This window comes from Micromonospora sp. NPDC048935 (genome assembly GCF_043197875.1).
GTDB lineage: Bacteria > Actinomycetota > Actinomycetes > Mycobacteriales > Micromonosporaceae > Micromonospora.
Genome location: NZ_JBICTZ010000001.1, coordinates 1232731 through 1256304 on the forward strand (window position 1 = coordinate 1232731; position 23574 = coordinate 1256304).

General features: G+C 74.1%; 24 protein-coding genes. 13 read left to right on the plus strand and 11 right to left on the minus strand.

Annotated elements, in window-relative coordinates; translation table 11 throughout:
• Nucleotide 1 precedes the first annotated feature (1 nt).
• Nucleotides 2-2140 (minus strand): SpoIIE family protein phosphatase, encoded by a 2139-nt coding sequence (locus ACGFIW_RS05985; protein ID WP_393311154.1) that lies wholly within the window; start codon nucleotides 2138-2140, stop codon nucleotides 2-4.
• Nucleotides 2141-2339: 199 nt separating this feature from the next.
• Here ACGFIW_RS05985 and ACGFIW_RS05990 point away from each other — a divergent pair, with 199 nt between their 5' ends.
• A complete protein-coding gene (locus tag ACGFIW_RS05990) occupies nucleotides 2340-3152 on the plus strand; it encodes a hypothetical protein (protein WP_357556768.1) in 813 nt (270 codons plus the stop codon).
• A 72-nt stretch (nucleotides 3153-3224) separates the two neighbouring features.
• Here ACGFIW_RS05990 and ACGFIW_RS05995 read toward each other — a convergent pair whose 3' ends face one another.
• The gene (locus tag ACGFIW_RS05995; RefSeq protein WP_393311155.1) at nucleotides 3225-3578 is read right to left on the minus strand and encodes a DUF6401 family natural product biosynthesis protein; all 354 of its coding nucleotides are present in this window, start codon (nucleotides 3576-3578) and stop codon (nucleotides 3225-3227) included.
• 162 nt (nucleotides 3579-3740) lie between these two features.
• Between ACGFIW_RS05995 and ACGFIW_RS06000 the strand changes: the two genes are divergently transcribed.
• Complete coding sequence (locus ACGFIW_RS06000) at nucleotides 3741-4190, plus strand: hypothetical protein (RefSeq protein ID WP_393311156.1); 450 nt, start codon at nucleotides 3741-3743, stop codon at nucleotides 4188-4190.
• Here ACGFIW_RS06000 and ACGFIW_RS06005 read toward each other — a convergent pair.
• Nucleotides 4187-4396, minus strand: a complete 210-nt coding sequence (locus ACGFIW_RS06005; protein ID WP_357556766.1) for a hypothetical protein — start codon at nucleotides 4394-4396, stop codon at nucleotides 4187-4189. The two genes, ACGFIW_RS06000 and ACGFIW_RS06005, sit on opposite strands and share 4 nt — an antisense overlap.
• 158 nt (nucleotides 4397-4554) lie before the next feature.
• Between ACGFIW_RS06005 and ACGFIW_RS06010 the strand changes: the two genes are divergently transcribed.
• Nucleotides 4555-6138, plus strand: coding sequence for an MFS transporter (locus ACGFIW_RS06010; protein WP_393311157.1), 1584 nt, complete (start codon nucleotides 4555-4557; stop codon nucleotides 6136-6138).
• Here ACGFIW_RS06010 and ACGFIW_RS06015 read toward each other — a convergent pair.
• From ACGFIW_RS06015 to ACGFIW_RS06030, 4 genes are all read right to left on the minus strand, one after another.
• Nucleotides 6096-6356, minus strand: a complete 261-nt coding sequence (locus tag ACGFIW_RS06015) for a hypothetical protein (RefSeq protein ID WP_393311158.1) — start codon at nucleotides 6354-6356, stop codon at nucleotides 6096-6098. The two genes, ACGFIW_RS06010 and ACGFIW_RS06015, sit on opposite strands and share 43 nt — an antisense overlap.
• A 103-nt stretch (nucleotides 6357-6459) precedes the next feature.
• The gene (locus ACGFIW_RS06020) at nucleotides 6460-6921 is read right to left on the minus strand and encodes an SRPBCC family protein (RefSeq protein WP_393311159.1); all 462 of its coding nucleotides are present in this window, start codon (nucleotides 6919-6921) and stop codon (nucleotides 6460-6462) included.
• A gap of 54 nt (nucleotides 6922-6975) precedes the next feature.
• Nucleotides 6976-7392: a DUF2795 domain-containing protein gene (locus ACGFIW_RS06025; RefSeq protein ID WP_110564927.1), complete on the minus strand. Its 417-nt coding sequence runs from the start codon at nucleotides 7390-7392 to the stop codon at nucleotides 6976-6978.
• A gap of 99 nt (nucleotides 7393-7491) precedes the next feature.
• Nucleotides 7492-8478 (minus strand): YihY/virulence factor BrkB family protein, encoded by a 987-nt coding sequence (locus tag ACGFIW_RS06030; protein ID WP_393311160.1) that lies wholly within the window; start codon nucleotides 8476-8478, stop codon nucleotides 7492-7494.
• A gap of 178 nt (nucleotides 8479-8656) precedes the next feature.
• On the opposite strand from ACGFIW_RS06030, the gene ACGFIW_RS06035 reads away from it, so the two are divergent.
• A complete protein-coding gene (locus ACGFIW_RS06035) occupies nucleotides 8657-9058 on the plus strand; it encodes a ChaB family protein (protein ID WP_393311282.1) in 402 nt (133 codons plus the stop codon).
• A 70-nt stretch (nucleotides 9059-9128) separates the two neighbouring features.
• Here ACGFIW_RS06035 and ACGFIW_RS06040 read toward each other — a convergent pair whose 3' ends face one another.
• The gene (locus tag ACGFIW_RS06040) at nucleotides 9129-10562 is read right to left on the minus strand and encodes an aldehyde dehydrogenase family protein (RefSeq protein ID WP_393311161.1); all 1434 of its coding nucleotides are present in this window, start codon (nucleotides 10560-10562) and stop codon (nucleotides 9129-9131) included.
• A 72-nt stretch (nucleotides 10563-10634) separates the two neighbouring features.
• Between ACGFIW_RS06040 and ACGFIW_RS06045 the strand changes: the two genes are divergently transcribed.
• Nucleotides 10635-12242 (plus strand): phytoene desaturase family protein, encoded by a 1608-nt coding sequence (locus ACGFIW_RS06045; protein ID WP_393311162.1) that lies wholly within the window; start codon nucleotides 10635-10637, stop codon nucleotides 12240-12242.
• Between the two features lie 161 nt (nucleotides 12243-12403).
• Here the strand turns inward: ACGFIW_RS06045 and ACGFIW_RS06050 are convergent, their stop codons facing one another.
• The 3 genes from ACGFIW_RS06050 to ACGFIW_RS06060 form a co-directional block, all read right to left on the minus strand.
• Complete coding sequence (locus ACGFIW_RS06050; protein ID WP_393311163.1) at nucleotides 12404-13171, minus strand: polyprenol monophosphomannose synthase; 768 nt, start codon at nucleotides 13169-13171, stop codon at nucleotides 12404-12406.
• A gap of 223 nt (nucleotides 13172-13394) precedes the next feature.
• Nucleotides 13395-14396: an SDR family oxidoreductase gene (locus ACGFIW_RS06055; RefSeq protein WP_393311164.1), complete on the minus strand. Its 1002-nt coding sequence runs from the start codon at nucleotides 14394-14396 to the stop codon at nucleotides 13395-13397.
• Nucleotides 14393-14821: an SRPBCC family protein gene (locus ACGFIW_RS06060; RefSeq protein ID WP_393311165.1), complete on the minus strand. Its 429-nt coding sequence runs from the start codon at nucleotides 14819-14821 to the stop codon at nucleotides 14393-14395. Before ACGFIW_RS06060 ends, ACGFIW_RS06055 begins: the two co-directional genes overlap by 4 nt.
• 170 nt (nucleotides 14822-14991) lie before the next feature.
• On the opposite strand from ACGFIW_RS06060, the gene ACGFIW_RS06065 reads away from it, so the two are divergent.
• The 8 genes from ACGFIW_RS06065 to ACGFIW_RS06100 are packed head-to-tail and all read left to right on the plus strand — an operon-like array spanning nucleotide 14992 to nucleotide 23565.
• Nucleotides 14992-16665 carry an HAD-IIIA family hydrolase gene (locus ACGFIW_RS06065; protein ID WP_393311166.1) on the plus strand — a complete coding sequence of 558 codons (1674 nt, stop codon included), beginning with the start codon at nucleotides 14992-14994 and terminating at the stop codon, nucleotides 16663-16665.
• A complete protein-coding gene (locus ACGFIW_RS06070) occupies nucleotides 16665-17639 on the plus strand; it encodes a glycosyltransferase (RefSeq protein WP_393311167.1) in 975 nt (324 codons plus the stop codon). The genes ACGFIW_RS06065 and ACGFIW_RS06070 overlap by 1 nt, the downstream gene beginning before the upstream one ends.
• The gene (locus ACGFIW_RS06075; RefSeq protein WP_393311168.1) at nucleotides 17624-18841 is read left to right on the plus strand and encodes a glycosyltransferase; all 1218 of its coding nucleotides are present in this window, start codon (nucleotides 17624-17626) and stop codon (nucleotides 18839-18841) included. Before ACGFIW_RS06070 ends, ACGFIW_RS06075 begins: the two co-directional genes overlap by 16 nt.
• Nucleotides 18838-19509: an SIS domain-containing protein gene (locus tag ACGFIW_RS06080; RefSeq protein ID WP_393311284.1), complete on the plus strand. Its 672-nt coding sequence runs from the start codon at nucleotides 18838-18840 to the stop codon at nucleotides 19507-19509. Before ACGFIW_RS06075 ends, ACGFIW_RS06080 begins: the two co-directional genes overlap by 4 nt.
• A gap of 16 nt (nucleotides 19510-19525) precedes the next feature.
• Nucleotides 19526-20950, plus strand: a complete 1425-nt coding sequence (locus tag ACGFIW_RS06085; RefSeq protein WP_393311169.1) for a PfkB family carbohydrate kinase — start codon at nucleotides 19526-19528, stop codon at nucleotides 20948-20950.
• The gene (locus ACGFIW_RS06090) at nucleotides 20947-21648 is read left to right on the plus strand and encodes an SDR family oxidoreductase (RefSeq protein WP_393311170.1); all 702 of its coding nucleotides are present in this window, start codon (nucleotides 20947-20949) and stop codon (nucleotides 21646-21648) included. The genes ACGFIW_RS06085 and ACGFIW_RS06090 overlap by 4 nt, the downstream gene beginning before the upstream one ends.
• Nucleotides 21645-22598, plus strand: coding sequence for a glycosyltransferase family 9 protein (locus ACGFIW_RS06095; protein ID WP_393311171.1), 954 nt, complete (start codon nucleotides 21645-21647; stop codon nucleotides 22596-22598). Before ACGFIW_RS06090 ends, ACGFIW_RS06095 begins: the two co-directional genes overlap by 4 nt.
• The gene (locus ACGFIW_RS06100; protein WP_393311172.1) at nucleotides 22582-23565 is read left to right on the plus strand and encodes a DNA topoisomerase IB; all 984 of its coding nucleotides are present in this window, start codon (nucleotides 22582-22584) and stop codon (nucleotides 23563-23565) included. The genes ACGFIW_RS06095 and ACGFIW_RS06100 overlap by 17 nt, the downstream gene beginning before the upstream one ends.
• Nucleotides 23566-23574: the final 9 nt, after the last annotated feature.

Consider the following 23574-nt stretch of genomic DNA (forward strand, 5'->3'; position numbering starts at 1 on the left):
CTCAGGGATGCGCGGCCGGTGGCGTGAGAATCTCGAACCAGACCGTGGAGCCGCGGACCGACGGGTCGGTGCCCCAGGCGTCGCTGAGCTCCTCGATCAGGCCGAGGCCGCGCCCACGACTGCTCAACGTGTCGGTGCGGGTCCGGGTCACGGTGCCCCGGGTGCCGGAATCGGCGACCGAGACGAGGAGTCGTTCGGGGCTGAGATCGATCTCCACCCGGGCGGCGGTGCCGGCATGCAGCAACGCGTTGGTGGTCAACTCGCTGGTGCACAGCACCGCCGCCCCGATCACCGACTCGGCCACCTGCCATTCGGTGAGCTGCCCGGTCATCCAGTGCCGAACCCGGCTGGGTGCGGTGGGTTCGGCGGGCACCTCCATGCTCGCCGAGCGGCTCGGCTTGAGTGCGTGCTCGACCGCCAGCACGGCCACGTCGTCCTCGGTGCTGCCCGGCACCGCCGAGGTGGCCACGGCGCACAGCGCGCGAGGGTCCCCACTGCCGGCCTTGGCCACGGCGTCGCCGAGGGTGGCCAGCCCGGCGGTGAGGCTCTGCCGCCGACGCTCCACCACCCCGTCGCTGAACAGCAGCAGGGTGTCACCGGGGCGGAACGCGACAGTGACGGTGCCCGGCCGACCGCCCAGGCCCAGCGGAGGACCAGCCGGCACGTCGACGTACTCGGCGAAGGAACGGCCCGCCGGGTCGCCGCGGCGGATCAGCGGCGCGGGGTGACCGGCGCTGGCCAGGGTCAGCTCTCGACGCTCCGCGTCGACGACCCCGAACACCACGGTGACGAAGAGCTCGTGGGTGCTGGCCTCCGCGCCCAGGCTGGTCACCAGCCGGTCCAACCCGGCCAGCACCGCGTCCGGCGCCGGGTCGGCCAGTGCCAGCGCGCGCAGCGCGGCCCGGACCTGGCCCATCCGCGCGGCGGCCTGCACGTCGTGACCCGCGACGTCGCCCAGCACCACACCGAGCGCGCCGCCGGGCAGGAGGAACGCGTCGTAGAAGTCACCGCCGGCGGCGTTGCCGTCCACCCCCGGGTCGTAGCGGGCCGCGACCCGCAACCGGGGCAGGTCCGGCAGGTGCTCCGGCAACATGCTGCGTTGCAACAACTGGGCGGTGCCGTGCTGGGTCTCGAACCGGCGGGCCCGCTCCGCGGCCTGGCCGATCAGCTCGGCCGAGGCGGCCAGCAGCGCCCGCTCGGCGGGCGACCAGGCGTGCGGCGCCTGGTAGCCGACCGCGAGCCCGCCGCGCACCACCGAGGCGCCCAGGGGCAGGGCCGCCATCGAGCGGATCTTCTGGTCGTGGCGGTCCGCCGCGATCTCGCGCAGCGGCTGCCCGTCCCGGACGAAGGACGGGCAGCCGGAGCCGGCCGCCTGCACCACCGGGGCCGACCAGCCCGCCGGAGCGCGCCGCCAGAGTGGGGGAAGCCGCTCGTCGGCCTCGTCCAGCAACTCGCCGCGAACCCGGCGCACCATGCGCCAACCGCCGCCCCCCTCGTCGACCGCGAACGATGCCTGGTCCGGGTCGAACGTGGTGATCGCGTACCGTAGCGCCACCCGGGCCACGTCGTCGAGGGTGAGCGTGCCGGCCAGCGCCGCGGCCACCTCGCTGAGGCTCTGCAACTGCTCGGTGACGTGGGTGGTCTCGGCCGCGACCGTCAACATGCCGACGATAGTGCCGGTGCTGTCCCGCACGGGCGAGTAGCCCCGGGTGAAGACGGCCTGCTCCACCGTCGCGGAGTGCCCACGCACCAGCGGCAGGGTCGACTCCTTCTCCAGGAACGGCACCCCCTGCCGGTAGGTGCGCTCGAACACCTGACCGACGCCGGGCAGCGCCCAGATCTCGGCGAACACCTCGGCGGCCGGGCGGCCGAGGGCGCGCGGGTGCTTGGTGCCCAGCAGCTCGGCGTAGCCGGCGTTGTAGAGCAGAACCAGGTCGTCGCCGTACGCCAGGGCCATCGGCATCGGCGAGGCGAGGATCAGCTCGATCACCGCCCGGACCGCCACGTCCCAGCTCTCCGGTGGGCCCAGCGGGGTGCCGGCCCAGTCGTGGGCGAGCACGGCAGCGGCCACACCGGCGCCGGTGGACGCACCCGGGGCCGGAGTTGCTGGCGTGGGGACTCGCCCGACCGTTCCTGGCATGTTCGCAGCCTAGTCGGCCGACCGGAAAAGGCATCCGATCATGGCCGTGGCCCGCTGCCGTCATCGTCGCGATGCCCATTTGGGCAGGTCCGGGCCCTTGATCGTCGCCCCGCCGCGAAAAAACGCGGCGCGTTGCGCGGACTGCCCGACCGGTAGCCGGGTATGCGCCCGGCGCAGTCCATGCGACAGGAGGGACATCATGCTGAAGACCCTCGCGGTCCGGCAGGCCGACATCGGTGATGCCATCGCCGATACCTGGAGGTCGGTGCTGCTCTTCATCCCGAAGGCAGTGGCCTTCATCGTCATCCTGGTGGTCGGCTGGCTCATCGCCAGAGCCGTCCTCAAGATCGTGGATACGGTGCTGGAACGGGTGCACTTCGACCAGGCGGTCGAACGTGGCGGTATCAAACGGGCCCTGGAGAGAACGAAGTACGACGCCTCCGACATTCTGGCCAGACTGGCGTACTACGCCGTTCTGCTGTTCACGCTGCAGTTCGCGTTCGGAGTCTGGGGGCCCAACGCGATCAGTGACCTGATCAGCGGCGTGGTGTCCTGGCTGCCGCGTGCGTTCGTCGCGATCGTCATCGTGGTGGTGGCCGCCGCGATCGCCAACGCCGTCCGGGATCTGGTCACCGGGGCGCTGGGCGGGCTCTCGTACGGCAAGGTGCTTGCCGACCTGACGGCGATCTTCATCATCGCGCTCGGTGTGATCGCCGCGCTGAACCAGGTGGGTATCGCCACCACGGTGACGACTCCGGTGCTGATCGCGGTGCTCGCCACGGTGGCCGGCATCCTGATCGTCGGCGTCGGTGGCGGTCTCGTGAAGCCGATGCAGAACCGCTGGGACGGCTGGCTGGACCGGGCCGCCCGGGAAGCTCGGGCGGTGCAGCAGCAGCGTCAGGCCAACGCGGCCGGGCGCAGCGACGTGGAGCGGCAGATGGCCGACCGCGGCGGCGATCGTACCCAGGCGATGCCTCGGGTGGACGAGGAAGCTCCGCAGTACCGCGCCTAACGAGGCGCAACGGCACGGCAGGTGGGGAGGGTGGTCCGCGCGACGATGCGCGGGGCGCCCTCCCCGCGCGTGTCAGGCCCGGTCGAGCGAGCGGGCCAGCGCGCAGACCGCGAGCAGCCGGGTGAGCAGCCACTCCGGGCGACCCCAGTCCACCGGTCCGTCCGGTGCTTCCCACCCGTGCTCCAGGGCGGCGGCCCGGACCCCCTCGGCGTAGCCGGCGAGTGCCGCGGCGGTCAGCGGCTGGCGGTCACCGTCGAGGCTGTCCCGCACGGCGGCCGCATGCTGGTCGACGAGGGCCAACAGCCCCGGTCGCGCGGCGGCGGCCGCGAGCCCGACGGTGCCGAGGGAGACGGTGAGGGCGGCCAGGGTGGACCGCGCCGAGTCGACGGCGGTACGGGAGGCGACCCGGTTGAACGGCACACGCATGGTGACCGAGGCTAACCGACAGGTGACGGTGTCGACGTCGGCCAGTCGGCGGATGTCGGCTGCGCCACTGGCGACTGGTGCTGACCGCGAGGGTTGATCCGCCACAGACGGGGCAGCAGGAGAACCAGGAGCGTTTCACGGCACACGGCACGGAGGCAGGCGATGGGACAGCAGCCGGACGGACCGGACGAGCGGCACCGGCGACCGCCCGGCGTGAGCGACGCGACGGTCGCCGCGCTCGGCAGGCTCAGCGAGGCGCTGGAGTGCGTGGAGCGGGCACGGGGGCACCTGTACTCGCTGCACCAGTTGATCGGGCACGCCGACCTGACGCTCGGCGACGCGGTGGAGCAGTTGCGCGCCGCCGGGCATTCGCGCCTCGCCGACCGGATCGACACGGAGTTGCTGGGTCGCAACGTCATCGCCGGGCGGTGGACGTTCCAGATCGTCGAGGACTTCGACGACGGCTATCATGCGCTGTTTCGGGAGCTGGACCAGCAGGCGCGCGACGAGTTGGTGGGCGGGCGACGCCACCTCTACGAGGCGGAGATGAAGGAACGCCGCCGCAGCCACGGCCGGCCCGGGCACGAAGCCCGGCCCGGCACCACGCTCTAGTCGGTCGTCGCGTCGGCGGGGCGGCGCCGTGCCGCGTCGTCGGCGATGATCACGGTCGCCACCATCAGCGCGACGCAGAGGCTGAACAGCCAGGACTCGTCGGCGACCAGCCGGGCGGACACGGGTGCCTGTAGGGCGGCGAGCAGGAAGCCGAGCCAGGCGAGCCGGCGCTGACGCGTCGAGAGGATTCCGGAGCCTTGATGCATCCCGAAATTCTTACGCGAACCAGCCCGCTTGCCGTCCCCCGATCGGCCGATTCTGGATGAGCTGTCCGTTTTCTCGACCGTCCGGACACGACTTCTTCGCGCGTCGCGCGATCGGGGGCCTCCGGCGTTAAAGTGCCCCTGCGGCAGGATGTCGTCTCGTGTCCACCACGCCCGTGCGCCCCCGCGCCTCGCTGCTCCTGCTGGCCTACCTCGCGTTCGTCAGCCTCGGCCTGCCCGACGGGCTGCTCGGTGTCGCCTGGCCCTCCATCCGGGGCGACTTCGACACACCGACCGAGTCGGTGGGTCTGGTGCTCACCGCGGGCACCGTCGGCTATCTGACCTCCAGCGTCCTGGCCGGGTTCACGCTGGCCCGCATCGGCGTGGGCGCGCTGCTCGCCGGCAGCACCGTGCTCGCCAGCCTGGCGCTGACCGGCTATTCGCTGAGCCCGGTGCTGGCCGTGCTGGTGGGCTGTGCGCTGCTGCTCGGCCTCGGGTCCGGCGCGGTGGACTCCGGGCTCAACGCGTACGCCGCCGGGGCGTTCGGGCCGCGCCACATGAACTGGTTGCACGCGTTCTTCGGCCTGGGCGTGGCGATCGGGCCGCTGATCATGACGGGGGTGCTGAGTGCCGGGCTGGCCTGGCGCTGGGGTTACGGCATCGTGGCCGCCGCCCAACTCGCCCTGGCCGTGGCGTTCGTGCTCTCCGCGCGGGCCTGGCACCGCGAACCGGCGCCGACCGGGGCCGCTGCCGGCGGGACGCGGCCCGCCGACGCCGCCCCGACGCCGCCCGCCGACGCCGCCCCGACGCCGGCTGGGGCAGCCGCTGATGGCGCGTTGCCCGCCGGGGCGGCCGCTGATGGCCCGACGCCCGCCGGGGCGGCCGCTGATGGCCCGACGCCCGCCGGGGCGGCCGCTGATGGCCCGACGCCCGCCGGGGCAGCCGCTGTCGGCCCGACGCCCGCCGGGGCCGCGGGTGCCGGGGCCGCGGGTGCCGGGGCCGCGGGTGCCGGGGCCTCTGCGGTCGTGCGGCTGCCGGTGGGGGCGACACTGCGGCTGTCGGCGGTGTGGACCGGGACGCTCGCCTTCGCGCTGTACGTCGCCATCGAGGTGTCCGCCGGTCTGTGGGCGTTCCTGCTGCTGACCGAGGGGCGCGGCGTGAGCGCGGCGGTGGCCGGCGGCTGCGTCTCCGCGTACTGGGGGAGTCTCTTCCTGGGTCGGGTGGTGCAGGGCGTGGTGGCCGAGCGCCTCGGTGCCACGCAGGTGCTGCGCGCCAGCCTGGTCGGGATGGCCGTGGGCGCGGCGCTGATCGCCGTACCCGGGCCGGCCGCGCTGGCGGTGCTCGGCCTGGTCGTGGTGGGCTTCGCCGCCGCGCCCGTGTTCCCACTGCTCACCCTCACCACCGCCGAACGGGTCGGCGCGGCGCACGCGGACCGGGCCATCGGGTTGCAGATCGGTGCCTCCGGCATCGGGGCGGCGCTCGTCCCGGGCGGGCTCGGTGTGCTGATCGGCAACACGTCGGTGCAGGTGCTGGGCGCGGCCCTGCTGGTGCTCTCGCTGGCGTTGATCGCGCTGTACGAGTGGGGTGCCCGTCGACCCACCGCCGGGCCGCCCGTGCCAACGGTGCCGGCTCAGCCCGGCGGGGAGGCTCAGCCCGGCGGGGAGGCTCAGCCCGGCGGGGAGGCTCAGCCCGGCGGGGAGGCTCAGACGTCCGGCCCGGTCCGGCCGGTGGTGGACGGGCGGTAGGCGCGCTGCGGGTCGGTCGCCTCCCGGGCCGTGCCCCGGGTCGCCCCGTCGCGGTCCGAGGCGGCCGGCCCGTGCCCGAACGCGGCTTCCTCGCCTGCGTCGTTGGCCGTCACGTCGTCGGCCTGCCCGTCGAGGCTGGAGCCGGACACCGCCTGCTCCAGCTCTTCCAACGGAAGCCGTTCCTCGTCCCGCCACACCCTGATGTCGTCGTCGGTCATGTCTTCAGCGGTACCCGGGCGCGATGATCGCAAACGGGCGACAGGGCTCGGACACGGCGATGGCCGCCAGGACTCTGGCGGCCATCGGTGTCACTGCTCAGCCTCACGGCTGCGGACGGTCCACCGAGCCGCGCCAGGCACCGGTCTCCTGACCGCGCCGCTCGATGTAGGTCTTGAACCGCTCCAGGTCGCCCTTGGCCCGCCGGTCGACGATGCCGAGCTTGTCGCCGGCCTGCTCGACGACGCCGTGCGGCTCGAATTCGAGCTGGAGGGTGACCCGCGTCTTGTCCGCGTCGAGCCGGTGGAAGGTCACCACGCCGGCCTGCTGGGTGCCGTCGGTCGAGCGCCAGGCGACCCGCTCGTCGGGGAGCTGTTCGGTGATCTCGGCGTCGAACTCACGCTTGACCCCGGCGATGTCCACGGTCCAGTGGGTCATCGTGTCGGAGAGCTGCCTGACCTCCGACACGCCCTCCATGAACTCGGGGAATTCCTCGAACTGCGTCCACTGGTCGTACGCGGTGCGTACGGGCACGGAAACGTCAACGTGTTCGGTTACGCCACTCATCGGTTAGAACCTCCTTCAGTCGCTGGTGGTTGTCGGATCGGGGGACGATCCCGCTCACCAGCGAGTTGTCTCGTTCTTGTTGCCGAGCGCGGCCCACACCTCGGAAACGGTCTGGTAGAGGGTGCCCTCGGGCAGTCGTTCCAGCGCCGCCACGATGTCGTCCGGCGCCTCGTTCTCGCGGGCGCTGGCGATGAGCACCAGGCGGTCGCCCGGCAGCGCGCTCATCGAGATGAACCGGCCCAGCCGGCTGCGCTGCTCGACGTCCGTGGAACTCATCCCCTGCGGGGTGCCGGTGCGCAGGTCGCCGGCGGGGGCGGTGGTCGTCTCCGGCTGGTCCTCGCCGGCCGGCTCCGGCACCCGCGACTCGTCGACCCGGGAGCCACCGGTCCCCGGCCCCTGCACGAGGCCGCTGACCTCCTGACTCATCTGTTCGTCGATCCTCGGTCCGTGCTTGCTGTTGCCACGCTCCATGCCTTCTGCGCTACCCGGCACCCCGCCCGCTAAACCGGCACCGGGCCACGAACCGGCCCTCGGTCGGGCCCGGCACCGGACACCCGGTCGCGAACCTCGTCAGGCGTTCGCGGGCTTCCGCGGCGGCAGCACCGGGTCGTCCGGGTCGGGGTCGCCGGCCTGCAACTGTCGTCCGCGCTGCACCTCGGCGTTGATCTGGACGCCCAGCATCAGCGCCGAGTTGGACAGGTAGAGCCAGACCAGGAACGCGATGGCCGCGCCCAGGCTGCCGTAGGTCGTCTTGTACGAGGCGAAGGTGGCCACGTAGAGGCCGAAGCCGAAGGAGACAGCCGTCCAGGAGACCAGGGCCACCGCGCCGCCGGGGGTGAGCCAGCGGAAGCGGGGTTGGCGCACGTTCGGGGCGATCCAGAACAGCAGCGACAGCAGCACCATCATGACCATGGCGAGCACCGGCCACTTCGCCACGCTCCACACCGTGCGGGCCAGGCCACCGGCGTTGATCAGCTCGCCGACCGCGTCGGTGACGGGGCCGCTGACGATGAGCGCGAGGGCGACCACCGCGAGCAGCACCAGCGTCACCGCGGCCAGACCGATCTGGATGGGCCGTAACTTCCAGACCGGCCGGCCCTCGGTCACCCCGTAGATGGCGTTGGAGGCCCGGGTGAACGCCCCGATGAAACCCGACGCGGACCACAGCGCGCCGAGCAGGCCGAAGCTCAGCAGCAGCTTGGGGTTGCTCTGGTCGACCACCACGGTGCGGATCACCCCGACCACGCCGCCGTCGTCGCCGGTCACCACCGATCCGGCGCCCACCTGCTTGGCCAGGTCGACCACCGTGTCCAGGGTCCGCTCGCCGTCGGAGACCAGGCCGACCAGGGCCACCACCACGATCGCGGACGGAAAGAGCGCCAGCACCCCGTAGTAGGTGAGCGCCGCGGCCCAGTCGGAGCAGTTGTCGTTGACGAAGTTCTGCACGCTGCGGACCAGCACGCCACGCCAGGTCCGCAGGCTCAACTGGCGCATCCGCCGGGGCACGGGGGTGCCGTCCGCGCCGTCACGCGTCGTGTCGGGCTCCGTGGTCGTCATGCCCGCTCCCTGCGCCCCGGCCACCGGATGACCGGGCGTCCGGTCGGGCCTGCGGCGCCCGGTACCCGGATCACGAAATCGACAAACCCGCTCGGCGCCGTACCCGTAGGGCTAGGGTTTGCCGCCGCGTCACGGGGGAACGGTCAGGGTGACCGCAGTCGACACGGAGGAGGACGAGATGCCCGGGCGCGAGGACCTGCCCAGCACGCTGCGACGCTCCCCGGAGAAGGCGCAGCGCACCTGGGAGAAGACGCACGACTCGGCGGTGGAGACCTACGGCGAGGGGGAGCGGTCGCACCGCACCGCCTTCGCCGCAGTGAAGCACCAGTTCGAGAAGGTGGGCGACCACTGGGAGCCGAAGGGCCGCAAGGGCCCGAGCGATCAGCAGGCCGCCGGCGGCGGGCCGGAACGGCGCGCACCCACCGCCGGTGGGGTGGACGCCAACGCCAGCAAGGACCACCTCATGTCGGTGGCCCGCAAACTCGACGTCCCCGGCCGGTCCAGCATGACCAAACCGGACCTGGTCAAGGCGATCGAGAAGGCCAACGACCGGGCCACCCGCAAGGCTCGCGGCGACTGACCGCCACGACCGGGGAGCACCACCGACGCGGTACGGGCGGACGCGCCACCCCTGCGTCCGCCCGTGCCGTTCACCAGTGACCGCCGCCCGGCGCCTCGATGTGCACCGCCTTCGTGGCGGTGAACTCGTCCAGCAGCTCCGGGCCGTACCCGAAGCCCTGGCCACTGGCGCGGCGCGGGTGCGCGGCGCCCCCCGGCGCGCCGCCGAACACCGCGTTGACCTTGACGGTGCCCACCGGCAGCTCCCGCCAGGCCCGCTGCGCGTGGCTCATCGACGTGGTCAAGACGGTCGCGGCCAGGCCGTACGGGGAGTCCGCGGCGCAGCGCAGCGCCTCGTCGAACGAGTCGACGACCACCACCGGGGCGACCGGCCCGAACGTCTCCTCCCGCACCAACGGCATGTCGTGCCGGCAGTCGGTGACCACCGTGGCCGGGTAGAACGCCCCCGGCCCGTCCGGCACCTCGCCGCCGGTCCGCACCCGAGCGCCGGCCGCCACCGCCGCCGCGACCTGCCCGTGCACCTGATCCCGGTGCCGCCTGTCGACAAGCGGGCCCAGGTCGGTGTCCTGGTCCCGGCCCGGCCCGACCCGCAGGCCCTCGGCGCGCCGCACCAGCGCGGCCACGAAGTCGTCGGCCACCTCCCGGTGCACGTAGATCCGCTCCACCGCCACGCAGATCTGCCCCGCGTTGGCGAACGCGCCGAGCGCGGCCTGACCGGCCGCCCACTCCGGATCGACGCCCGCGTCCACGATCATCGGGTCGCTGCCCCCGTTCTCCAGCAGCACCTTCGCCCCGGTGCGGGCCGCGGCGGCGGCGATCGCCCGGCCGGTCGCCGTGGATCCCACGTGCGCCACCACGTCGACGTCCTGGGCGGCCAGCGCCGCGCCGACCGCACCGCCACCGGTGAGCAGCGACAACACGCCGGCCGGCAACGCCTGGTCCAGGGCCCGGGTCAGCAGCCAACCCGTCGCGGGGGCCCGTTCGCTCGGTTTGTAGAGCACCACGTTGCCGGTCACCAGGGCGGCGCCGAGCAGCCCGCAGGAGATCGCCACCGGGTCGTTCCAGGGCGTGATCGCGGCCACCACGCCGCGCGGCTGCGGAGTCATGAAGTCCAGCGCGTCCGCCGCGCCGTGCAGCGTCCGCCCGCCGCGCAGCGGGGCCAGTTCCGCGTACTGCCGCAGGGTGCCGATGCCCGCCTCGACGCCGCCGCGGGCGTCCGCCAACGGCTTGCCCATCTCGGCGGTGACCGCCGCGGCCAACTCCTGGGCGGCCTCCGCCACCGCGTCCGCGGCCCGGTGCAGCGCCGCGGCCCGCTCGGCCGGCGCGGTCGCCGCCCACCGGGCGGCCGCGTCGCGGGCCGCCTGCGTCGCCTTGCCGACCTCGTCGGCCGTGGCCACCGGCACGGTGCTCACCGGCGCGTCGTCCGCCGGATCACGTACGACAAGTTCGCCGCCGTCGCCGCCCGCGCCCCACACCCCGCCCACCAACTGCGCAACCGTGTACATGCGGCGCTGGATGCCCCGGCCCCGGCGTGGCAAACGCGTTTCGCCCGGTCGCGCCCCGGGTAGGCGGATCGGATGACTACCACCGCCGCGCCGAGCGTGGACGCCGTCATCGTCGGGGCCGGTCACAACGGTCTCGTGGCGGCCAACCTGCTGGCCGACGCCGGCTGGGAGGTGGTGGTGCTGGAGGCGACAGCGGTGCCCGGCGGTGCGATCCGCTCCGCCGAGGTGACCGCACCCGGCTACCTGAGCGACCTGTACAGCTCGTTCTACCCCCTCGGCTACGCCTCACCGGTGCTGCGCGACCTCGACCTGGGGCGGTACGGCCTGTCCTGGCGGCACGCGCCGGACGTGTTGGCGCACCTGCTGCCGGACGGCCGGGCCGCGGTGATCAACCGGGACCCGGACGTCACCGCCGCCTCGCTGGAGCAGTTCGCGCCCGGCGACGGCAAGCGCTGGCTCAACGCGTACACCGACTGGGTGGAGGTGGCCGAGCCGATGCTGACGGCCATCACCTCGCCGTTCCCGCCGGTCCGCGGCGGGTTGGGTCTGTTGCGTCGACTGCGGGTCGCCGGCGCGTTGCGACTGGCGCGACGCCTGGTGGTGCCGGTCCGCAAGCTCGGCGACGAACTCTTCGACGGCGCCGGCGGGCCGGCCCTGCTGGCCGGCTGCGCCCTGCACACCGACCTGTCCCCGGAGGAGGCCGGCTCCGGGGTGTACGGCTGGCTGCTGGCCATGCTCGGCCAACAGATCGGTTGGCCGGTGCCCGCGGGTGGCGCACAGCAGATCACCAACGCGCTGGTGGCCCGGCTACAGGAACGTGGGGGGACGATCCTCTACGGCGCCCGCGTCGACCGGGTGCTCACCGCCCGGGGCCGGGCGATGGGGGTACGCACGGAGGGCGGCGCGCTGTGGCGGGCCCGCCGGGCAGTGCTCGCCGACGTGCCCGCGCCGGCGTTGTTCCTCGACCTGGTGGGCGCGGCGGCCCTGCCGTCGCGGCTGGTGGAGGATCTGGCGCACTTCCGGTGGGACGGGTCGACGCTGAAGGTGGACTGGGCACTCTCCGCGCCGGTGCCCTGGACCAACCGGGAGCTGGCCGGCGCCGGCACCGTGCACCTCGGCGCGGACCTCGACGGGCTGACCTACTACGCGGGCGAGTTGGCCCGTGGCGAGCTGCCCCGCGACCCGTTCCTGCTGGTCGGGCAGATGTCGGTGGCCGAGCCCAGCCACTCTCCGCCGGGCACCGAGTCGCTCTGGGCGTACACCCACCTGCCGTTTCGCCGGGACTGGCGCGCCGAGGACGTCGCCGGGCACGTGCAGCGGATGGAGGAGGTGCTGGAGGCGGCGGCCCCGGGGTTCCGGCAACTGGTCGTCGGCCGACACGTGGCCGGGCCCGCCGACCTGGAGAGCGACAACCCGAGCCTGGTCGGCGGTGCACTGGGCGGCGGAACCGCCGCCGCGTACCAGCAGCTCTTCCTGCGCCCGATCCCCGGCCTGGGCCGGGCGGACACCCCGGTGGACCGGCTCTTCCTGGCCAGCGCCTCGGCGCACCCCGGCGGCGGGGTGCACGGCGCACCGGGCGCGAACGCGGCCCGCGCGGCGCTGGCCCGTGACCGCGCCCTCACCGGCCCCGCCTACGCCGCAGCGATCGCCACCGCACACCGCGCCATCTACCCCACCTAACCCAACCCCACCCCACCCCACCCGCCGTCCGCCCTCCACCCCGCCGCCCGCGTTGATCATGGGGTTGACGGGGCGATTGGAGATCAACAGGCCCGTTAATCTCATGATCACCGGGGGCGGGGCGGGGGCGGGGGGCGGGGCGGGGCGGGGCGGGGGCGGGGTCAGCGGGTGATGTTGCGGTGTTTGCTGCGGAGGCGGAACGGCATCAGGGCGCTCTCCACCTTGGTTGCGGTGGTCATCTTGGACAGGCCCTCCTGCCGCTCCTCGAAGCGGATCGGCACCTCCAGGATGGTGTGCCCGAGCTTGGTGGCGAGGTAGTGCATCTCCACCTGGAAGCTGTAGCCGTTGGACTGCACCCGGTTCAGACCGATGTCGCGCAGCGCGTCGCCCCGCCAGATCTTGAAGCCGGCGGTCAGGTCCCGGATGCGTACCCGCAGCAGGGTGTGCACGTAGAGGTTCGCCCAGCCGCTGAGGGCCCGACGGTACAGCGGCCAGTTCTCGTCCAGCTCGCCACCGGGCACGTAGCGGGAACCGATCACCACGCTCGCCTGGGTGGACAACAGTGCGCCCAGCATCCCCGGCAGCGCCTCCGGCGGATGCGACAGGTCCGCGTCCATCTGCGCCACGTACTCGGCGCCGCCCTCGATCGCCCGGGTCATCCCGTCGACGTACGCCCGGCCGAGGCCCTCCTTGCCGGCGCGGTGCACGACCTCCACCCGGTCGGGATGTTCGATGGCCAGCTTGTCGGCCACGTCACCGGTGCCGTCGGGGGAGTTGTCGTCGGCGACGAGGATGCGCAGGCCGGGCAGTGGCAGGGCGAGCAGCCGCTCTACAAGCGTGGGCAGGTTGCCCGCTTCGTTGTAGGTGGGCACGACGACGGTCAGGCGTGCGTCCCGCCACGGCGACGGCAGCTGCACAGGCTCGATCATGCGGACATCCTCGGTTTGCGGACAGGGGGCTCCCGGCAAGGGTATCCAGTTGTCACATTCGGGTTGAAGAGGCACCCCTTCCGGGCGTTGCGCACTGCGGTGTCGTGCCGGTGTGGGCATTGATCCCGCTGGTCGCAGGCGTTGCGTACCACAGCCGATACCGACCATCGCCGATCCCGGCCGGTCACCGTCGGCCCGCGGCGGTCCGCGCGCCCGGGGCGGGTCAGCGTCGGCGACGGGCCACGGCGGTGAGGGCGAGCGCCGCCGCGGCGAGCGCGACACCGGACAACGCCGGCTTGTGGGTGCCGACCCAGAGCGCCGCCGACCGGTCACGTGCCCGGTCGTGGAACACACCCTCGGTGCCCCGGTCCGTGTCGTCGTCGCCGGGCTCGTCGAGATTGTCCCGCCAGGTGTGCGGATCGATCTTCTCAGCGGTCTGCTGACTCTCGTAGCCGTCGCGGGCCAACTTCCGGTCGAGCAGGCCGGGAAACAGGATGTCCGCCAGTCGGGCCTGCCACGTCGGGCCACCCACGTTCAGCTCCCGGGTGCCCCGGTCGGCGGCCCAGACGATGGCCCGGGCGGCCAACTCCGGCGTGAAGATCGGCGGCACCGGCTGCGGATGCCGGGGCAGCCGGGTACGGACCCAGGAGAACTGCGGCGTGTTGACCGCGGGCAACTGCACCATCGACAGCCGTACCCCCGGGCAGTCGTGCAGCAGCTCGGCGCGCAGCGAGTCGTTGAAGCCCTGGACGGCGTGCTTGCTCGCGCAGTACGCCGACTGCAACGGGATCCCCCGGTAGGCCAACGCCGAGCCCACCTGCACGATCGTGCCCCGCCCGTGCGCCCGCATGTGCCGCAACGCGGCCAGGGTGCCGTGCACGGTGCCCAGGTAGGTGACCTCGGTAACCCGGCGGAACTCCCGCGCCGGGATCTCCCAGGCCGGCGCGAACACCGACGCCATCGCGTTGTTGATCCACAGGTCGATGCCACCCCACCTGTGCACCACGTCGTCGGCGGCCTGCTGCACCGCACCCGCGTCGGCCACGTCGACCCGGTATCCGCGCACGTCGGCGGCACCGCGCAGGCGACACTCCCGCTCCGCGGCGGCCAGACCCGCCGCTCCCCGGGCCAGCAGCGCCAGCCGGGCGCCCCGAGCCGCGTACGCGTGCGCGACGGCCCGACCGACGCCGGCGCTCGCCCCGGTCACCACCACGGTCTGCGTCACGATGCGCCCTTCTGCCGAGCGGCGATGTCGGCGAGCCGGTCCAGCGTCTCCCGGTTGCGCAGGTGCAGCACCAGGTCGTTGACCTTGTTGCGGACCCAGCGCAGCGGACCGGCGGCGAAGTCCTCCCCGAGGCGGACCCGGGTGCGGCCCCCGTCGACCGGTTGCAGCGTGAACGCCACGATCGCCTCGCCGGCCGGCCAGAGACCGGCCTTCAGCACGAGCCGGTGCGGCGGCTCGCAGACCAGCACCGTCGACGCGTCCTGCAGGGAGAACGGCCACGGTCCCGCACGGTGGTGCAGTTGGCTGCCCACCCGGGGCCAGGCTTCGTCCACGTCGCGTACGTGTGCCGTCCCGACCACCCAGTCGCTGTACGTCCACCCGTCGGCGAGCACGTCGAACACCTGCTGCGGGGGAGCGTCGATCACTTTCTCCACAATCGCCACTGGGCTCCCATACCCTGAGGCGGCAGGGGCTAACGGCTGGCGGGTTAGCTTCTCCGGCACGGCGGGTAAGGCCGACACGGGCACTGCTGGCGGCGGCGCCCAGCGCCCCGACGGCGACGTTTACTCCTCGGGGCGCAGGGAACCCGCCGGCTGTGCGACAGGACCAGGAGGATCCGTATCAGCGCAGGTCAGCCCGGGCGTACGCCGCTGCTGACCGCGCCGGTTCCAGGTCCGTCGAGAGCCGGGCGGGAGTCCTCTACGACGCCGTGTTGCTGGACCGCGACGGCACCCTGATCGAGGACGTGCCCTACAACGGTGACCCGGAGAAGGTGCGGCCGGTGCCGGGGGCGCGGGCGGCGCTGGACCGGCTGCGGGCGGCCGGGCTGCGCCTGGCGGTCGTGACGAACCAGTCGGGCCTGGCCCGGGGCTACTTCGGTGCCGAGCAGATGCGGGCGGTGCACGCCCGCGTCGAGGAGCTGTTGGGTCGGTTCGACGCGTGGCTGATCTGCCCGCACGACGACGCCGACGGCTGTGCCTGCCGCAAACCGGCACCGGGTCTGGTGCACGCCGCCGCCCGGGAGTTGGGCACGACCGCGTCCCGGTGCGCGATGGTGGGCGACATCGGCCGGGACGTCGCCGCCGCGCTGGCCGCGGGTGCCGCCGGGGTGCTGGTGCCCACACCGGTGACCCGGCCGGAGGAGATCGCCGCCGCCGGCTGGGTGGCCAGCGATCTACCGGCGGCGGTGGACGAGATCCTGCGCCGCCAGCGGGCCGTGCACCCGGTGACCGCGCTGGGCGACCCGGTGCGGACCGCGTTGGTGGTCCGGTCGGATTCGGCGGGGGACGTGCTGGTCACCGGGCCGGCCATCCGCGCCGTCGCGGCCGGGGCGCAGCGGGTGGTGCTGTTGTGCGGGCCCCGTGGCCGTGCCGCCGCCGACCTGCTGCCCGGCGTCGACGAGATCATCGAGTACCCGCTGCCGTGGATCGACAGCACGCCGGGGCCGGTCGATCCGGAGTCGGTGCGCGGCCTCACGGCCCGCCTCGGCGCGGTCGGTGCGGACCAGGCGGTGGTGTTCACCTCGTTCCACCAGTCCGCCCTGCCGCTGGCGCTGCTGCTGCGGATGGCGGGGATCGGCCGGATCGCGGCGATCAGCGACGACTACCCGGGCTCGCTGCTGGACATCCGGCACCGGGTGCCGGTGGGCGTCCCCGAACCCGAACGGGCCCTCTCCCTCGCCGCCGCCGCCGGCCATCGGCTGCCCGACGGCGACGAACCCGTGCTCCGGCTGCGCCGCGACGCCGTGACGCCGCGCCCGGCCGATCTCGGCGACCCGGGGTACGTGGTGCTGCACCCGGGCTCGGCCGCGTCGAGCCGGGCCTGCCCGCCCGAGGTGGCGACCCGGATCGCCGGGGCGCTGACCGCCGCCGGGCACCGGGTGCTGGTCACCGGCGGCCGGGACGAGCGGGGGATCACCGCCCGGGTGGCGGCGGCCGGCGGCACCGACCTGGGCGGCCGGACCGATCTGGCCGGGCTGGCCGCGATCGTCGCGGACGCCGGCGCGGTCGTGGTCGGCAACACCGGGCCCGCGCACCTGGCCGCCGCGACCGGCGTACCGGTGGTGAGCCTGTTCGCGCCGACCGTGCCGTTCGGCCAGTGGGGGCCCTACCGGGTGCCCACCGTCCGGCTCGGCGACGCCGCCGCGCCCTGCCGGGAGACCCGGGCGGCCAGTTGCCCGGTCCCCGGGCACCCCTGCCTCAGTGGTGTCGACCCGGACGACGTGGTCGACGCGCTGCGGACGCTCGCCGTCAGCGGTGGTGGCCGGTGATGAACATCCTGCTCTGGCACGTGCACGGTTCCTGGACCACGTCGTTCGTGCACGGCAGCCACCGCTACCTGATCCCGACCACACCCGAGCGTGGCCCGTACGGCCTCGGCCGGGCCCGCACCTACCCGTGGCCGGACAGCGCGGTCGAGGTGACCCCGGAGGAACTGCCGGACACCGACGTCGACGTGGTCATCCTGCAACGTCCCGAGGAGATCGACCGGGCGCAGGCATGGCTGCGCCGCCGCCCGGGTCGCGACATCCCGGCCATCTACGTCGAGCACAACACCCCGAAGGGCGACGTGCCGAACACCCGGCACCCGATGGCCGACCGCGACGACCTGCTCATCGCCCACGTCACCGGGTTCAACCAGATCTTCTGGGACACCGGCGACACCCGCACCACAGTTGTCGACCACGGCATCGTCGCTCCCTCCGCGACCTACACCGGCGAGCTGGACCGACTCGCCGTGGTGATCAACGAGCCGGTACGACGAGGTCGGGTCACCGGCACCGACCTGCTGCCCCAGTTCGCCGAGATCGCGCCGCTGGACGTGTTCGGGATGGGCGTCGCCGGTCTGGCCGACCACCTCGGGCTGCCGGCCGACCGGCTCACCAGTCACGACGACGTGCCCCAGGACCGGATGCACGCCGAACTGGCCCGGCGGCGGGCGTACCTGCACCTGTGCCGGTGGACCTCGCTCGGGCTCAGCCTCATCGAGGCGATGGCGATCGGCCTGCCGGTCGTCGCGCTCGCCACCACCGAGGCGGTGACGGCGGTGCCCCCGGAGGCGGGGGCCCTCGCCACCCGGACCGACACCCTGCTCGACGCCGCCCGCCGGTTCATCGCCGAGCCGGCGACCGCGCGCCAGGCCGGCGCGGCGGCGCGAACCGCCGCGCGGAACAGGTACGGCCTCGACCGTTTCCTCGCTGACTGGGACCGGCTGCTGGAGGAGGAAGTATGCGGATCGCGATGATCTCGGAGCACGCCAGCCCGCTCGCCGTCCTCGGAGGGGAGGACGCCGGCGGTCAGAACACGCACGTCGCGGAGCTGTCCGCCGCGCTCGCCGCCGCGGGGCACGAGGTGCGGGTCTACACCCGCCGGGACGCGCTCGACCTGCCGGTGACCGTGCGCAGCCCGGACGGGTACGACGTGGTGCACGTGCCGGCCGGCCCGGCCGAGCCGGTGGCCAAGGACGCGTTGTTGCCGCACATGCGGGAGTTCAGCCGGTGGCTGATCGAGCGTTGGCGGGGCGGGGACTGGGTGCCCGAGGTGATCCACGCGCACTTCTGGATGAGTGGCCTGGCGGCGTTGACGGCCGGTCGGCAGACCGGGGTGCCGGTGGTGCAGACGTACCACGCGTTGGGCACGGTGAAGCGCCGCTACCAGGGCGTCCAGGACACCAGCCCGGCCCGGCGGGTGTCCTACGAGCGCGAGCTGGGTCGCTCGGTGGACCGGATCGTGGCGCAGTGCCGCGACGAGGTGGGCGAGTTGGTCCGGATGGGGGTGCCCCGGTCCCGGATGACAGTGGTGCCGTCGGGGGTCAACCTCGCCACGTTCGCCCCGCTCGGTCCGGCCGCCGACCGCGAGCCGGGACGCGCCCGGATCCTCACCGTGGGCCGGCTTGTCGAACGCAAGGGCTTCCAGACGGTGATCCGGGCGATGGCTCTGGTGCCGGATGCCGAGTGCGTGGTCGTCGGCGGCCCACCCGAGGGGCTGCTGGAGACCGACCCGTACGCCCGGCGGCTGCGGGCCCTCGCCGAGTCGTGCGGGGTGGCCGACCGGGTGCACCTGGTCGGCGCGGTCCCCCGGGAGGAGATGGGCCGCTGGTACCGCTCCGCGGACCTGCTGGTCGCCGCACCCTGGTACGAGCCGTTCGGGTTGACCCCGCTGGAGGCGATGGCCTGTGGGGTGCCGGTCGTCGGCACCGCCGTGGGCGGTATCCGGGACACCGTGGTCGACGGGACGACAGGTGACCTCGTGCCGGCCCGGGACCCGCAGGCGCTGGCCGCCGCGATCCAGGGCCTGCTCGATGACCGGATCAGGCGCTTCGCGTACGCGACGGCGGCGCGTGAGCGGGCTCGGGCGCGGTACTCGTGGGCGGCCACCGCCGAGCGGTTGGTCGAGGTCTACAGCGAGGTGGCCGCGGTCCGCCGACCGGCCCGGGTGGTGGCCTGATGCCGGCGGGCAGCCTGCTCGACACCCACCTGACGAACCTCGCGGCGGCGCTGGTGCCGTACCGACGGTGTGAGTCGCAGCTGGCGCGCTGGGGTGCGGACCTGGCCCACCGGCTGGCCGCCGGGGGACGCCTGCTGGTGGCCGGCAACGGCGGCAGCGCCGCGGAGGCCCAGCACCTCACCGCCGAGCTGGTCGGCAAGCTCCACCACGACCGTCAGCCGCTGTCCGCGATCGCGCTGCACGCCGAGACGAGCGCGCTCACCGCCATCGCCAACGACTACGGCTACACCGACGTGTACGCCCGTCAGGTGCGCGCACACGGTCGTCGCGGCGACGTCCTGCTGCTGCTCAGCACGAGCGGCACCAGCCCCAATCTGGTCAGTGCCGCCCGGGCCGCCCGCGACGTCGGCGTGACGACCTGGGCCCTCACCGGCGCGGCACCCAATCCCCTCGCCGACGCCTGCGACGAGGTGCTGGCCGTGGCGTCTCCGGACACCCAGGTCGTCCAGGAGCTGCACCTGGTGACGAGTCATCTGCTCTGCGAGTACCTCGAACAGGAACTGGTCGCGACCACCGACCCAGCGCTCGGCCACGACGCGCCGGCACCGGTGCGCACCGGGGTCGAGGTGGTACTCGACGGTGGGCCCGGACAGCAGGTCGACGCGTGAGGATGGGGAGGCAAGCGTGAGGGGACCGGTGGTGGTGCTCGGGGACACCCTGCTCGACCGGGACGTGGAGGGGGTGGTGAACCGGCTCTGCCCGGACTCCCCGGTGCCCGTCCTGGACGAGACCGCCGCCAGTGACCGACCGGGTGGCGCCGGCCTGGCGGCGGTGTTCGCCGCCGCGCAGGGCGCCGAGGTGGTGCTGGTGACCGCGCTCGCCGACGACGCCGGCGGGGCCCGACTGAGCGCGCTGCTCGCCGCGGCCGGCGTGCAGGTGTATCCGCTGGCCCTGTCCGGTGCGACGCCGGAGAAGATCCGGTTGCGGGCCCGGGGCCGGGTGCTGCTGCGCCACGACCGTGGCGGCGCGTCCGGGGAGCCGGGTCAGCCCTCCGACGAGGTGCTGCGGGTGATCGGCGCGGCGTCCGCGGTGCTGGTCAGCGACTACGGGCGGGGGGTGGCCCGGCAGCCCGCGCTGCGTGACGCGTTGTCCGCCACCCGCGCGCCGGTGGTGTGGGACCCGCACCCGCGTGGCCCGGCGGCGATTCCCGGCGTCCACCTGGCCACCCCGAACGAGTCGGAGGTGCGCGACCTGGTCCCCGCCCTGCCCGGTGCCTCCCGGCTGGCCACCGCGTCGCGTGGCGCGCAGGGGCTGCGCCGACGCTGGCGGGCCGGTGCGGTGGCGGTGACGCTGGGCGGGGACGGCGCGTTGCTCTGCCATGCCGGGTCGACACCGCTGGTGGTGCCGACCCCGGGCAGCGCCGAGGGGGACACCTGCGGTGCCGGCGACCGGTTCGCGGCGGCCGCCAGTCTCGCGTTGGCCCGGGGCGCGCTGGTCTCCGAGGCGGTGCAGGCGGCGGTCGCCGAGGCGTCCGCGTACGTCGCCGGTGGGGGAGTGGCGGCGGCACTGCCACCGCCGGCACGGCCCATGCCGACGAGCGTCGTCGGCCCGGGAGGTGACCGGGTGGGCGTCGCGCCGGTCGCCACGCTGCTTGCCGAGGTACGGGCCACCGGCGGCACGGTGGTGGCCACCGGCGGTTGCTTCGACCTGCTGCACGCCGGGCACGTGGCCACCCTGCAGGCCGCCCGACAACTCGGCGACTGCCTGATCGTCTGCGTGAACTCGGACGCGAGCGTGGCCGGGCTCAAGGGGCCGGACCGACCGGTGATGTCCGAGGGCGACCGCGCCCGGCTGCTGGCCGCCCTGAGCTGTGTGGACGCGGTCCTCATCTTCGACGAGCCGACCCCGGACGCGGCCCTGTCCTGGGTCCGACCGGACATCTGGGTCAAGGGTGGCGACTACGCCACCGGCGGTGGCGACGACGCCGCCACCCTGCCGGAGGCGGAGGTCCTGAAACGGTGGGGCGGGAACACGGTGGTGGTGCCCTACCTGGACGGTCGCTCCACCACCGACATGATCGCCCGGACGCTCGCGGAGCGGACCCGATGACCGCCGCGCGGCCGGGTGCCGGGCCGACCGTCCTGGTCACCGGGGGTGCCAGTGGGCTCGGTGCGGCGGTGGTCGCCGCGGTGGCCGCCTCCGGTGGCCGGCCGGTCGTCCTGGACCGGCAACCGCCGGCCGACGGGGTGTCCTGGACCGAGTGCGACCTGGCCGACACCCGGGCCGCCGAGGTGGCCACCCAACACCTCGCCGAGCAGGCCGGCGGCCTGGACGCGGTGGTCACCGCCGCGGGAACGGACGTCCCGGGTCGACTCGCCGACGTGCCGGGGGAGACCTGGGACCGGATCGTCGCCGTGGATCTGCTGGCCACCGCTGCGGTGATCCGGGCCGCCCTGCCGTTCCTGCTGACGTCCCGGGGCCGCATCGTCACGGTCGCCTCCACACTGGGCGTCAAGGCGGTAAGCGACGCCACCGCCTACTGCGCGGCGAAGTTCGGCGTGGTCGGCTTCACCCGCGCCCTCGCCGCCGAACTCGCCGGTCAGGTCGGCGTCACGCTGCTCATCCCCGGCGGGATGCGCACGTCGTTCTTCGACGAGCGCGACCCGCAGTACAAGCCGGGGCCGGACGCGATCCTCAACGACCCCGTCGACACCGCCGCCGCGATCATGTTCGCGCTCACCCAGCCGCCCGGCTGCGCGGTGCGGGAGCTGGTGGTCTGCGCCGAGCAGGAGACCTCGTACCCGTGATCCTCGTGCTGCGCGCCCTCGGCGTCGGCGACCTGGTGACCGCGGTGCCCGCGCTGCGGGCGCTGCGGGCCGCGTACCCCGGTCGGGAGTTGGCGCTTGCCGCGCCCGCCTGGCTGGCCCCGCTCGTCGACCTGGTCGGCGGTGTCGACCGGCTGGTGGACACCACCGGGCTGGACCGACAGCTGCGGGTCGGGTCGGCGCCGTCGGTCGCGGTCAACCTGCACGGGCGCGGCCCGCGATCACACCGGTTGCTGGCGACCACCCGACCCGGTCGGTTGCTGGCCTTCGCCAACGTCGACGCCGGCCACGTCGACGGTCCGCGGTGGTCCGTCGACGAGCACGAGGTGGACCGGTGGTGTCGGCTGCTGTCCTGGTACGACATCGCGGCCGACCGCACCGACCTCGGTCTGCGTCGACCCGGGTCGGCCGGGTTGCCCTCAGGTGTCACGGTGCTGCACCCCGGCAGCAAGATCCACGCCAAGCGGTGGCCCGCGCAGCGGTTCGCGGCGCTGGCCCGGACGCTCACCGAGCAGGGCCACCGGGTGTTGCTCACCGGATCGGCCGACGAACAGGCGCTGGCGGCCCGGGTGGCCGACGCGGCCGGGCTGGGGTCCGAGCAGGTGCTGGCCGGGCGGACCGACCTCGGTGGGCTCGCCGCGCTGGTGGCCGGTGCCCGCCTGGTGGTCAGCGCGGACACCGGGGTGGCCCACCTGGCCACCGGGTTCGGTACGCCGTCGGTCGTCCTGTTCGGGCCGGTGCCGCCGGCGCACTGGGGGCCGCCGGTGGACCGCCCCCGGCACCGGGTGCTCTGGGCCGGCGAGGGCGATTGGCCGGGGTGGGACGGGGTAGGAAGCCACCCGACGATGGCGGCTCTGCGCATCGACGAGGTGCTGGCCGCCGTGGCGGAGGTGGAGAGGGTGGTGCGGGTCTCCGGTGCGGTTGCGGCGTAGTGACCCGGGTCGACCGGGGTACGGGCGGCGCCGGCGCGGACGGGGCTGGCTCTTCGTCGACCCGGCCGGCGAGCCGGTCCGGGATCCGGAGGTGCTGGCGAGGCTGCGGGAGCTGGTGATCCCGCCGGCCTGGCAGAGCGTCTGGATAGCGCCGCACGCGAACGGGCACATCCAGGCGATCGGAATCGACGCGGCCGGCCGCAAGCAGTACGTCTACCACCCGCGGTGGCGGGAGAAGCAGGACGAGGCGAAGTTCGACCACATGCTGGAGGTGGCCCGGCGGCTGCCGGTGCTGCGCGAGCGGGTGGGGCGTGACCTGGACGGCCGGGGGCTGGGCCGGGACCGGGTGCTGGCCACGGTGGCCCGCCTGCTGGACATGGGGATGTTCCGGGTCGGCAGCGACCAGTACGCGGCCGGAGACGACCCGACGTACGGGGTGTCCACCCTGCGCCCCGAGCACGCCCGGTCCCGGGGCGGCTGCGTGGTCTTCGTGTTTCCCGCGAAGGGTGGCATCGAGCAGGTACGCCGGATCGAGGACCCGGAACTGTGCCAGGTGTTGCTGAATCTGCGCCGCCGCCGGCGACGGGCCGACCGGCTGTTCGGCTACTGGGACGGCCGGGAGTGGCGCGACGTGCGCAGCGACGAGGTCAACGGCTACCTGCGCGACGCCAGCGGCGGCGAGATGACCGCGAAGGACTTCCGCACCTGGCACGCCACCGTGCTCGCCGCCACCGAGTTGGCCACCGCCGGCCCGGCCCGCTCGGTGACGGCCCGACGCAGGGCGGTGGTCGCCGTGATGCGTGAGGTGGCCGCGCTGCTGGGCAACACCCCGACGGTGGCCCGTGCGTCGTACGTGGACCCACGGGTGGTCGACCTCTACCACGACGGGGTGGTGGTGTCGGTGGATCCGCGGGCGCCCCGCGAGGAGGCCGAGCGGGTCGTCCTGGAGTTGCTGGAGAAAGCCTGACCGGGCCGC